Here is a 12469-nt window from a genome sequence, read left to right on the forward strand (position 1 = left end):
TGTCAGGCAAGCTGTTTTCGTGAGGCGTGCTCACGAATGAATGTCACTAATACCACACCCATAAAAAAACCCGCCGAAGCGGGTCGTTTTTCTATCAATACCATTCCAACGTCCTGTCAGTAGCCATCCCGGCAATGGTGATCATCCTTGACCTCCGGAGCGCTTCCTGCGCTGCGGTTGATGGGTGTAGATTGCGACTTTTCCAGGGTGCCGTACAGAGTGTATCCACTCTACTGCGTGTAAGCCTTTCGCTATACATGCTTTTCTCTGACGCCTGCATCGTTTCGACGAGATACCCATGCTGAGTGAATCCGTTCACAGCAGCGGTGTTTTTTTTACTTTAAAGCGACTTAACTCACGCTGCATGAGAGACGCCCTTACCGACAGGTCTTTTGCGGCCGCCGCACAGTCTCGGGAGTTGGACTGATTTTGTTGCGTCACTTCGTCAATCTGTTCAAGCCCGAGGCTGGCCTGCTGCAGACCAGAAGCCTGCTCACTGGATGCCTGATAGATCAGAGAAACCAGGCTTGAGACGGCACTGGTTCCACTCACAATGTTTTTAAGTGATTCAGCAGTTCTGCCGGCAATGATCATTCCGCGTTGCGTCTTGGTGGATGAGTCGGCAATCAGTGTTGCTGTCTGCTTTGCTGCCTCTGCGCTTCGTGCCGCCAGAGAGCGTACCTCGTCAGCCACCACTGCAAAACCGCGTCCGAGCTCCCCTGCCCTTGCTGCTTCAATAGCCGCGTTCAACGCCAGGAGATTGGTTTGTGCTGCAATGTTATCAATGGTGGTAATTATCGCTGTGATGTCCTTACCTGAGTTATCAATTTCCGTCATCGCGGAAATAAGCTCAGTCATGAGCTTGTCACTTTCTCCGGCGTCAGCCCGTGAAGCTTGCGATTGTTCATCTGCTTTTTTGGCGTTAACCGCGTTGTCCGACGTTTGGGCCGCCATTTGCGTCATGACCGCGCTGATCTCAGTGATCGAGGATGCTGAGTTTGCTGCGCCATCTGATAGCGACTGGCTGAGATCCGTGACCTGCTCGGAACTGCCGGTAATCTGAGTGGCGCTGACCTGTACCTCAGATATAAGGTTGTTCAGGTTGCTGACCATTTTCTCCAGCGATTTTCCGAGCGTATCGTTGGGTGAAGACAGCCTTACGTCGAGGTCGAGATCGCCCTCGGAAATTCGTTCTGCCACTTTGACCTGGCGTTGCAAGCTGTCAGACATGTCGTTTAACGCGAATGACAATTGGCCGACCTCATCTTCGGATCGCTGAACAAGGCGCCTGGAGAAGTCGCCAAGGCTGATAGTGGCGGCCAGTGCGGCAGCCTCCCGTATAGGGCCAACGATTTTAGCTGCTGCAAACCACAGTGCCGTCAGAGCCAACAGCAAGATAGCCGTGCCTACCGAGACTTGCCAGATACTGTTATTCAAACTGCGTGCTTGTAATTCATGTTCCAGGGCGACTGCCTGGCTCATCACTACCGCTTTTGGCAGACGGATCAATATGGCCCATGGTTTGCCAGTGCGCCCAAGCTGAATGGGCATAAGCACTTCAAAATTCTGAGTCGTCTGATTGAGCAGGCTGACAGCACGGCTATTCTGGAGGTCACCTAAAACCTTTTCCCAGGAATCCGGCAACAAGGCTTTCATAGGCTGCCCTATAAGCTCGCTATGTTGACTGTCAGCCACGACCAGTCCCTTGTAACTCAGGATTGTCACTGAACCTTTTCCCCCGTAGAGGTCGGTCGACATCTGTTCACTCAGCTTCTGAATGAACGAAATATCGAAATCAGCGCCTGCAACGCCATAAAATTTTCCATCGGAAACTATGGGAACCGACAGCGTTGTCAGCCAGACCTGTTTGCCCTGCACGCTATAAGGAATCGGGTCCAGCACGCTCTCTTTCAGTGTTGCTTTAGGGCCACCGTACCATCCGCTCTTGGGAACACCGTTAGGATGGGTGTCCTGGGAGTCGTACTCGACCAAAGGCTGTACCGCAACACGACCCTCCGAGGTGCGTGTCCAGTACGGAGTGAAACGCCCGGTCGAAGGGTTACTGCCATCCTGAGTGTTTTTTAACGCCAGATCCTTTCCGTCCAGCGCATCCGGCTCCCAGCATGAATAAGTACCGTTGAATTCCGGGTTGTCCCTCAGAACGCCGAGAAGAACAGCGTTGACCTGTTCACGCCCCAGCGCCGAGGCGTCTTGCGAACCCTTGTTGGCCGCGAATGTACTGGCCATGGTGCGAGCGGCATCGAGCGCAACCTGTAATCTGGCCTGAATAGCACTTGCTCGAGATTCAGCCAGGTTTTGAACGTCGCGAAGTGTTGATTTTTCAATAAGCATAGACACTTCATTGGAGACATATTGTTCATTCGTTCGGTAAGTGAATAATCCATAGGCCACCAGACTGGCTGATGAAACAAACAGGCACAACCCTGCCGTTATACAGATGCGTGCCTGCAGTGATTTTAGTTTCATGGTATGAGCTGCTCGTAGGATCCGCTGTCGCCAGATCGCGATCACGGTCTATCGTTTAAAGTATGAGCCAGTGTCAAAATTTATTGAGCGGACTGCCGACCGGGAGATCAATAATATTCAGTCAGGCCCTCGTGTAACGCTGTGCGCGTCAGGTGACAGGTTGCTAAATTTTGCTTCCTGAATTCTTCGCTTTTTTTAAAAAATCCATCTGATATAAATCAACATTCCTCTGGCAGCATTGAGTTGGAAAAACCAACATTCATGCGGTGTTCCTGCCCTGCGGCGGAGCGTTAATATTCAGCGTGACTGTTTGAATATATCTGCTAATAGTTTGATGTACATCAGGTGCCTCGAAACAAATCACGTCACTCTGCGCAGCCCAGTCACCGCCGGAGTCATTCATGTCAAATCCCCCTGGAAAACTTAGACTGGGCGCTCTTGTCGCGCTGGTTGTCGGCTCAATGATTGGTGGCGGAATCTTTTCCCTGCCACAGAATATGGCCGCCAGTGCCGAAGCAGGTGCCGTTCTGGTGGGTTGGGCTATCACAGCCGTTGGCATGCTCACTCTGGCGTTCGTTTTTCAAACGCTGGCCAATCGCAAACCTGACCTGGACGGCGGTGTTTACGCTTACGCCAAGGCGGGTTTCGGCGACTATATGGGCTTCTCGTCCGCGTGGGGGTACTGGATAAGCGCGTGGCTTGGCAATGTAGGTTATTTCGTACTGCTGTTCAGCACGCTGGGCTACTTTTTTCCTGTTTTTGGAGAAGGCAATACGGTTGCTGCAGTGATCGGCGCGTCGCTGCTGCTGTGGGCGGTGCATTTCCTGGTACTGCGTGGCATTCAGGAAGCAGCATTCATTAACATGGTGACCACTGTCGCCAAAGTAGTCCCGTTGATTCTATTTGTTTTAATTGCCGTATTCGCCTTCAAACTGGATATTTTCACCTCTGATATCTGGGGCTTGAAAAGCCCTGACCTGGGCAGTGTGATGAACCAGGTCCGCAATATGATGCTGGTGACGGTATGGGTATTTATCGGTATTGAAGGCGCAAGTATCTTTTCGGCAAGGGCGCAAAAACGCAGTGACGTCGGCAGGGCTACGGTGATCGGCTTTATTACGGTGTTGCTGTTTCTGGTGATGGTGAACGTGTTATCGCTAGGGATCATGACCCAGCCGGAATTGGCCAAATTGCAGAACCCGTCGATGGCGGCGGTGCTTGAGCATATGGTCGGTCCGTGGGGGGCTGCGCTAATCAGTGTAGGGCTGATTATCTCGCTGCTTGGGGCGTTGCTTTCATGGGTGCTGCTGTGTGCCGAAATAATGTTGGCGGCGGCCAAGGATCACACCATGCCTGCGTTTCTAAGCCGCGAAAATGCTAATCATGTGCCCGCCAATGCGCTGTGGCTGACCAACGCAATGGTGCAGGTTTTTCTCATCATCACTCTCTTCTCGTCCAGCACTTACCTGTCTCTGATCTACCTTGCCACTTCGATGATCCTGATTCCTTATCTGTGGTCGGCCGCGTATGCCCTGCTCTTGGCGATAAAAGGTGAAAGTTATGAAAACGCCAAGAGCGAGCGCAGGAAAGATCTGATTATCGCAGCCGTCGCGCTCATGTATGCCATTTGGCTCATATACGCCGGCGGGGTCAAATACCTGCTGCTCTCTGCCCTCCTCTATGCCCCCGGTGTGCTCTTTTTCGCCAAAGCCAAAATCGAGGCAAAAAAGCCGGTATTTACTGCTGTGGAGAAGATGATTTTTGTCACCGTTCTTATCGGCGCTCTTATAGCAGCGTGTGGGCTATATGACGGCTTCCTTACCCTATAACGCTTTATTGGCTTGATATTTAAAGGATAATCTCAATGCTCACAGAAAATGTTAAATTCGGCGTCCATTCCGAATGCGGAAAACTTCAGAAAGTCCTGGTGTGTTCTCCCGGCCTGGCGCATCAACGATTGACGCCTTATAACTGCGACGCCCTATTGTTCGATGATGTGCTATGGGTGGCCCAGGCCAAGCGCGATCATTTTGACTTTGTCACCAAAATGCGCGAGCGCAATATCGATGTTCTGGAAATGCACAATCTGCTGACTGACATTGTCGCGATGCCTGACGCGCTAGACTGGATTCTTGAACGCAAAATCACTGCCAACTCGGTTGGCCTGGGTCTGGTCAATGAAGTCGCTGCCTGGCTACGTAGCCTGGAGCCACGCAAGATCGCCGAGTTTCTGATTGGCGGTGTTTCGGCTGATGACTTGCCGGACAGTTTCGGGGGCCAGGCCATTCAAATGTTGCGCGAGTTTGTGGGTCATTCAAGTTTTATCCTCCCGCCGCTACCGAACACCCAATTTACCCGTGACACCACCTGCTGGATTTATGGCGGCGTGACGCTGAACCCTATGTACTGGCCGGCACGTCGCCAGGAAACCTTGCTGGCGGCGGCTATCTACAAGTTTCACCCTCAGTTCACAAGCGCCGACTTCGAGATCTGGTACGGCGACCCGGATCAGGATCACGGAAACGCCACACTTGAGGGGGGTGATGTTATGCCGATCGGCAATGGCGTTGTATTGATAGGCATGGGCGAGCGCTCATCCCACCAGGCTATCGGCCAATTGGCGACCCGTCTTTTCAAGAGCAAAGCGGTAGAGCGTGTGATCGTTGCCGGCCTGCCCAAATCCCGCGCGGCAATGCATCTGGATACGGTGTTCAGTTTTTGCGATCGCGACCTGGTCACGATATTTCCGGAAGTAGTGAACCAGATCGTCGCCTTTAGCCTTCGCCCAGATGAAAGAAAGCCAGGTGGCATTGATATACGCCGCGAAGAAGGCACGTTCCTCGACACGGTTGCCAAAGCCCTCAACCTGAAGGCGCTACGCGTAGTGGAAACGGGAGGCAATAGCTTTGCCGCCGAACGCGAGCAGTGGGATGACGGCAACAACGTTGTGGCGCTTGAGCCTGGCGTAGTAATCGGCTACGACCGAAATACGTACACCAACACGCTGTTGCGCAAGGCAGGAGTGGAAGTCATCACCATCAGTGCCAGTGAGCTCGGCCGCGGCCGCGGCGGCGGCCATTGCATGACTTGCCCGATCATTCGCGACGCTATCGATTATTAAACCCGGTCACTGGCATGCGATTTTAAAGCCGCATCCAGGCTGACAATCCAGATTGAGGATATCCAACATGGCTTTCAACATGCGTAACCGCAGCCTGCTCTCTCTCATGCACCACACCCCTCGCGAGCTGCTGTACCTTTTGGACCTGTCCCGTGATCTCAAACGTGCGAAATATACAGGCACCGAGCGTCAGCACTTGAAGGGCAAGAACATTGCGCTGATATTCGAGAAAACCTCAACGCGTACCCGTTGCGCCTTTGAGGTCGCCGCCCACGATCAGGGGGCTCACGTCACCTACATCGACCCTGTGTCTTCACAAATCGGCCACAAGGAAAGTATGAAAGACACCGCTCGCGTACTCGGGCGGATGTTTGATGCCATCGAGTACCGAGGGTTTGCACAGGAAATTGTGGAAGAGCTGGCTGATTTTGCCGGTGTGCCGGTGTTCAATGGTCTGACCGCCGAGTTTCACCCGACGCAGATGATTGCAGACGTACTGACCATGCGCGAGCACAGCGATAAGCCGCTGCACGAGATCAGCTTCGCTTACCTCGGCGATGCGCGTTACAACATGGGCAACTCGCTGTTAATGATCGGTGCCAAGCTGGGCATGGATGTGCGTATTGCAGCGCCTGAAGCACTTTGGCCACACACTGATTTTATTGCCCAGTGCAAAGCCTTTGCTGAAGAAAGTGGCGCGCGTATTACGATCACCGAAGACCCGCTGCACGCCGTCAGAGGCGTGGACTTTATTCACACCGACATCTGGGTGTCCATGGGCGAGCCGGTAGAGGCCTGGGACGAGCGTATTGGACAGTTGCTGCCCTATCAGGTGAATCCGCCGATGATGAAAGCCTCTGGCAACCCGCGTGTAAAGTTCATGCACTGCCTGCCTGCCTTTCACAACAGCGAAACCAAGGTCGGTAAAGACATCGCAACGCGCTATCCGAATCTGGCCAATGGCGTTGAAGTGACCGAGGACGTGTTTGAGTCGCCCGCCAATATCGCGTTTGAACAGGCGGAAAACCGCATGCATACCATCAAGGCCATTCTGGTCTCGGCGCTCGCCGATATTTAAGCGTCAGCCCCTCAGCCACAAAACTGTCCAGCTGCGTCACACCTCTCATGCTGCAGTGGCTCTTGAACTCTTACAGGACTGTACTTATGCGTATTGTCGTAGCGTTGGGCGGTAATGCTCTGCTTCGCCGTGGTGAACCGATGACGGCGGAAAACCAGCGTGCCAATATCCGGGTCGCCGCTGAACAAATCGCCAGGATCTATCCCGGTAATCAACTGGTCATCGCACACGGCAACGGACCCCAGGTAGGTTTGCTGTCTCTGCAAGCTGCGGCCTACACACCTGTCTCGCCCTACACACTCGACGTATTGGGTGCCGAAACGGAGGGCATGATCGGCTACATGATCGAACAGGAACTGGGCAATCTGCTGGACGTCGAAGTGCCCTTCGCTACCTTGCTCACGCAGGTCGAAGTGGATCCTGCAGATCCGGCGTTCAAGCACCCTGGCAAACCTATCGGACCGGTATACACCCGGGCTGAAGCGGAACGACTGGCAGCCGAAAAGGGCTGGGCCATCGCTCCGGATGGTGACAAATACCGACGTGTAGTGGCGAGCCCACGACCCAAACGCATCTTTGAAATTCGCCCTGTCAAATGGCTGCTTGAGAAAGGCTGCATCGTTATCTGCGCGGGCGGTGGCGGCATCCCGACCGTTTATACCGCGCCTGGCAAACTGGAGGGTGTCGAGGCCGTAATCGATAAGGATCTGTGCTCGGCAATGCTGGCTGAAGAACTCGACAGTGATTTGCTATTGATCGCCACTGACGTCAATGCGGCCTACGTTGATTTCGGTAAACCAACCCAGAAAGCTATCGGTCAGGCGCACCCTGACGAAATGGACAAACTAGGGTTTTCCGCAGGCTCCATGGGCCCAAAGGTTCAGGCCGCCTGCGAATTCGCACGCCATACCGGAAAAGTCGCGGTGATTGGTTCACTTGGCGATATTGAAGCGATCGTCCAGGGGCACGCAGGTACGCGCATCAGTACCGGGCAACCCGGTATTAACTACCGGTCAGCAACCTGACCTTTTTAAGCAGGTCATTCATTGTTTATCGTTTAAGCATCTGTCGAATATCTGCAAGTGCCCTATTGGCAGGTACGTTGAACTTGATCGATACATGGGTACTTTCCGATCCTGCTGGAAAGTGCCACAACGCGATAGTATCCGGCAGATGAGTCACATTGCCTTAACGCCACTGGAGTGTTGCAGATGACTACGGATGAAGAGTTGTACCAGCAGGTAATGGCAGAGCTGGACTGGGATCTGGCTTTGGAGGCAAAGCGTATTTTGGTGCATGTCAGAGATGGAACGGTAACGCTTTCCGGCGAGGTGAGCAGTCATGCCGAAAAATGGCACGCTGAAGAAGCCGTCTCCCAAGTATCAAGAGTAGTAGCGCTGATAAATAATATTGAAGTGATCGTCTCTTCTAATCATGTTCGCACCGATAACGATATTGTGTCGGCAGCGGTTAATGCGCTGGAATGGAATACCTCACTCGCCGGTCATGAAATAAGCGTCAATGTATCAGATGGCTGGCTGGTGCTCTCCGGCGAAGTGGGGTCTGACCATCAGCGACAAACTGCCGGTTATGCCGTGCGATACCTGCAGGGTGTCAGAGGGATTAACAACGATATCACCGTAAATGCTCATGCTTGCCCTGATACGATCAAGGCGGATATCGAGTCGGCATTCAGGCGCAGAGCCAGTATTGACGCTCATGGTATAGAGGTTCTGGTCAACCACGGCGAGGTCACCCTGACCGGGGCGGTAGCGTCACTTCCCGAGCTGGAGATGGCACGCTCGACTGCATCGGGTACTGCCGGAGTACAGAGGGTCGTCTCTCGCCTGATCGTCTCATCGCACCGATAAAGGTCGCTGCATCACCGAGCCAACGCGCTTGCCTCCAAGGCAAGACGGGCCAGCTCAGGGATAGATTTTGCCTCCGTTCGCAACATAATTGATGCTCTATGCTTTTCAACAGTCCGCTGACTGATGCCCAGGTTGACGGCTATATTCTTGCTAGGCTGGCCAGCCAGTACCATGGCCATGATCTGACGCTGACGCACGGTAAGATGAGCAATATGGTCGATCGCTGATTGGCGGCTGGCTCTCAGGGTTTCAGTCTTTTTATACGTAAGCAAGGCGTTGGCCACACGGGTCAGCAAGTCCTGGCGACGGAATGGTTTTTCTATAAAGTCGCAGATCCCGACGTTCATGGCGTCCACGACGGATGAAATGCTGCTATGACTGCTGATCATGATGATTGGCAGCTCGTCACCATCAGCCCTTAGTCGCCTGGCCAGTTCCAGTCCGTTCATACCTGACATATGAGCATCTACAATCAGACAGGCTTGTCGGCCCGGAGAATAACTGGCGAGGAATTCCGCACAGCCAGAATAATCCTGAACTTCGTAGCTGTCGGCCTCCAGTGACGTGCGTAACGTTGCTTTTAACAGCCCGTCATCGTTCACCAGAAATACAATCGGCGGGCGATCTGACTTTGCAGATAATTCGATCTTTTCCTGGAGCGCTGTCCTCAGCAGTGCGCTGATGATAAAGGTGAGCATATTCAACCCGACGGGCTTTCTAAGCAGCGTGCAGTTACCTGCCCAAATCAGCTGACACACCCGTTCATGGTTCTCTGTGCTCAATACGATCGCAGGTATAGCCCTATGGAACTGCTCGCGCATTTTTTGTACAAGCTGTACACCGTCTATCTGCTGCCCAAGTGCGTAAGCTGTCAGGATGAGGTCCGGCTGGACGCCCGAGTGAGCGATACACTCAAGAGCAGTGCATGCGTTGCTGGCAGCGGCAATCTGGTAGCCAAGCTTGCCAAGGGCGAAACTCAGCAACTCCCGCAAGCGATCATCGGGTTCAACGATCAACAGCATGCCGCTCGACACACGTATTTCAGGTTTTTCAGAATTTTTGTAGCTGATCAAGCGAGTGTGTGAGCGCGAAAGCGGAACGCTGATGGAGATGAGCGTCCCTTTTTCCGGCTGCGTCTTGACCCGCAACTGGATGCCTGGAATGTACATGCTTCGACTGTCGGAGACTCCGCCCATGGGGCCTTCCCCATATGGCGTGGACAACATTCTTAATGCGTCAGCGCGCTTTCCCTGTCCCGTGTACCTGAGCTCAATGTCCACCCATTCAGAGTGTCTTCTGCACCCCAGCGACAGTCGCTCACAGCTGATATGGCTGATGATATTGAACATCACGTTGCCCAGTATCCTTGCCAGTCCATCCGGGTAACTTCTGACCCGCACCTTACTCGCGACTATTCGCGCCCTGATTTTCCGTACTGACGCCAGAGGCCAGAGATCCCTGATCAAGCCGTCGAATATGTCCTGAATTGAAAAATCCAGTGCATCCGCAATGTGTATGTCCTCGTCTTCACCAGTCGTTTCCGGTTGGGTGCCAAGACGACCGAAAAAAACCTCCATGTGTTCACTCAACTGCTCCACCAAGCCAAAAGCTGAACCGTCAGGCCCGTATTGAGTCGCCGCGAGCTGACCTGCAATGAGGGCGACGGCTTGCGCAGACTGGCGAAGCTTTTGATCCGAGGAGTTCCAGCGCCCCAAACGGGTTAGGTGCTGGCGCGATGCCTGCTCGTAAACACTAGCAAGTGTACTGCCCAGGCGACGCTCTTCCGTCGTTTCGGTGAAAACCACCACCACTGCATTCTTTCCGCTTTCCCACGGCGGACATTGCGTGATGACACAGTCGAAACAACGGCCATTACTCAATGTGATAAGCGTTGTGCAGGCTGCCCCGCTGTTTAGCGTTTTCTGAACTTCGGACAACAGATGGATGGTCGTCATCCGGGAGCAAAGATCAGCCAACGGACGGCCTATATCGCTGGGCAACATATTGAACAAGAGCGTAATTGCCGGCGTGAAAAATACTATATTCAGGTCGCTGTCGAGAAACAGAACCGGCGTAGCTATTTGGCACAGCACCTCTTGTATCGAGCGTTGATTGAAATCATTACTTTGATACAGCGCCTTCGAACCCGGGGGCTTGTCGTCAGGGTGCGCGCTCGACAGGACGGTTAGCGATGTTGATCCTTCGGGGATGGATCGGTTTACGCGCATGCTGAATATTCCTGACAAGACCTGCTGCGGATTGACGCTGCCGCCGATACTACGCCGTTTCTGTCTGGATACCCCTTGTCGTTGACTTTTCACCGCTGGCCGGTCTTTTCAGTCCGGCAGGCTTGGCCTGCCAGCCTGCAATAGCAGGTGAGCACGGCGGGTATGAGTAGTTTCCGACTCTGGCAGCGAGCCAGTGTCGGGTACAAGGTAATGGAGTCATTGCAAGGCGAAACAGGTGTTCAAACCCGTAGCTTGCTGATACTCCATCCTCACTCAAGGCACCCGTTATGGCCTATACGACGATCAATCCCTACAACGGCAAGTTACTCGAACAGTTCGAGACGCTGAGCGATCAACAGCTTGAGCAAAAGCTCACAACGGCGGCGGGATGCTACCTGTTCTGGAAAAATCAGACGTATGCACAGCGTGCCTTGATCATCGCCAAAGCCGGTGAGCTGATGCATGAGCAATTCGATATGCTGGCGCGCAAGGCGACTCTGGAAATGGGCAAGCGCCTGAACGAGGCCAGAGGCGAGGTAAAATTCAGTGCCGCCATTCTGGAGTACTACGCCAGTAACGCTGAGCATTTTCTTGCGCCGGAAGTCCTTCACCCGTCGCAAGGTGACGCGCACATGGAAAGTAGCCCTATTGGCGTGATTTTCGGGGTCGAGCCCTGGAATTTCCCGTTTTATCAGCTGGCACGTGTTGCGGGCCCACACCTCATGGCTGGAAACGTGCTGGTAGTCAAACACGCGGGTTGCGTTCCTCAATGCGCAATTGCTTTTGAGCAGATTCTTCTTGATGCAGGCGCCCCGGCAGGTCTTTACACCAATCTGCTGATCTCCCACGAACAGTCCAATAGAGTGGTCGATGATCCACGTGTCAAGGGTGTCGCGTTGACTGGCAGTGTCAGCGCCGGTCGTAGTCTGGCTTCGCGGGCCGGGCAAAATCTGAAACCCTCCTCTATGGAATTGGGAGGCAGCGATGCGTTCATCGTTCTGGAAGACGCCGACCTAGAACTCGCAATCAAATGGGCGATCTGGGGACGGATGTATAACTGTGGTCAAACGTGCTGTGCCGCAAAGCGTTTTATCGTCGTAGACGGGTTGGCTGACGCGTTTCTGGATGGGTTCCAGGCCGGTCTGGAGCTGTTGAAAGCCGGTGACCCAATGGACGAGAAAACGACCCTGGGCCCGCTGTCCTCGGAAGAGGCGTTAGTGCAATTACTGGCGCAAGTGCAGACGGCCATTGACCATGGTGCCAAGGTACTACTGGGAGGCGCGCGAATGGATCGCCCAGGCGCCTTCATGGCGCCGACCATTCTGACTGAAATATCCCCTGACAACCCTGCATACCGAGACGAGTTCTTCGGGCCCGTTGCGCTATTTTTTCGAGTGGCCGACGAAGAAGCCGCGATTGCTCTGGCCAATGACTCCGATTTTGGCCTCGGTGGTTCGGTGTTTACTCGCGATCTCGCCAGAGGCCGTCGTGTTGCCAGCCGTATCGAGACCGGAATGATGTTCATCAACAACATCAGTTGGAGCGATGCGGAGCTGCCGTTTGGGGGCATCAAGGACTCGGGATACGGCCGTGAGCTTGGCGATATGGGCATTCAGCAATTTGTAAATAAAAAACTCGTGCGTTACGTGGACGCTCAAGCGCCTGCCTGAGGTCTCGCATCCAG

8 protein-coding genes and 1 pseudogene are annotated in these 12469 nt (G+C 53.8%); 6 read left to right on the forward strand and 3 right to left on the reverse strand.

Going from position 1 to position 12469, the window contains the following annotated elements; genetic code table 11:
- Window positions 1-315 precede the first annotated feature (315 nt).
- Together N018_RS28610 and N018_RS28615 are read right to left on the reverse strand one after the other, a co-directional pair.
- On the reverse strand, window positions 316-1230 hold the full coding sequence (locus tag N018_RS28610) for a methyl-accepting chemotaxis protein (protein ID WP_418903480.1): 915 nt from the start codon (window positions 1228-1230) through the stop codon (window positions 316-318).
- A pseudogene (locus N018_RS28615) lies at window positions 1225-2487 on the reverse strand (PDC sensor domain-containing protein); the annotation flags it as partial. The gene N018_RS28610 and the pseudogene N018_RS28615, both read right to left, overlap by 6 nt.
- A gap of 401 nt (window positions 2488-2888) precedes the next feature.
- Between N018_RS28615 and arcD the strand changes: the two are divergent.
- From arcD to N018_RS13940, 5 genes are all read left to right on the forward strand, one after another.
- On the forward strand, window positions 2889-4316 hold the full coding sequence (gene arcD, locus N018_RS13920; protein WP_024643777.1) for an arginine-ornithine antiporter: 1428 nt from the start codon (window positions 2889-2891) through the stop codon (window positions 4314-4316).
- A 35-nt stretch (window positions 4317-4351) separates the two neighbouring features.
- On the forward strand, window positions 4352-5608 hold the full coding sequence (arcA, locus tag N018_RS13925; RefSeq protein ID WP_024643778.1) for an arginine deiminase: 1257 nt from the start codon (window positions 4352-4354) through the stop codon (window positions 5606-5608).
- A gap of 67 nt (window positions 5609-5675) precedes the next feature.
- Entirely contained in the window at window positions 5676-6686 is a 1011-nt protein-coding gene (locus N018_RS13930; RefSeq protein ID WP_024643779.1) for an ornithine carbamoyltransferase, read from the forward strand.
- An 86-nt stretch (window positions 6687-6772) separates the two neighbouring features.
- Window positions 6773-7711, forward strand: coding sequence for a carbamate kinase (arcC, locus tag N018_RS13935; RefSeq protein WP_024643780.1), 939 nt, complete (start codon window positions 6773-6775; stop codon window positions 7709-7711).
- 186 nt (window positions 7712-7897) lie between these two features.
- Window positions 7898-8557 (forward strand): BON domain-containing protein, encoded by a 660-nt coding sequence (locus tag N018_RS13940; RefSeq protein WP_024643781.1) that lies wholly within the window; start codon window positions 7898-7900, stop codon window positions 8555-8557.
- A gap of 11 nt (window positions 8558-8568) precedes the next feature.
- Here the strand turns inward: N018_RS13940 and N018_RS13945 are convergent, their stop codons facing one another.
- On the reverse strand, window positions 8569-10785 hold the full coding sequence (locus N018_RS13945) for a response regulator (protein WP_024643782.1): 2217 nt from the start codon (window positions 10783-10785) through the stop codon (window positions 8569-8571).
- Between the two features lie 287 nt (window positions 10786-11072).
- Here N018_RS13945 and N018_RS13950 point away from each other — a divergent pair, with 287 nt between their 5' ends.
- Window positions 11073-12455, forward strand: coding sequence for an NAD-dependent succinate-semialdehyde dehydrogenase (locus N018_RS13950; RefSeq protein WP_024643783.1), 1383 nt, complete (start codon window positions 11073-11075; stop codon window positions 12453-12455).
- Window positions 12456-12469 lie beyond the last annotated feature (14 nt).

Origin of the sequence: Pseudomonas syringae CC1557 (assembly GCF_000452705.1) — a bacterium.
GTDB classification, from domain to species: Bacteria; Pseudomonadota; Gammaproteobacteria; order Pseudomonadales; family Pseudomonadaceae; genus Aquipseudomonas; species Aquipseudomonas syringae_F.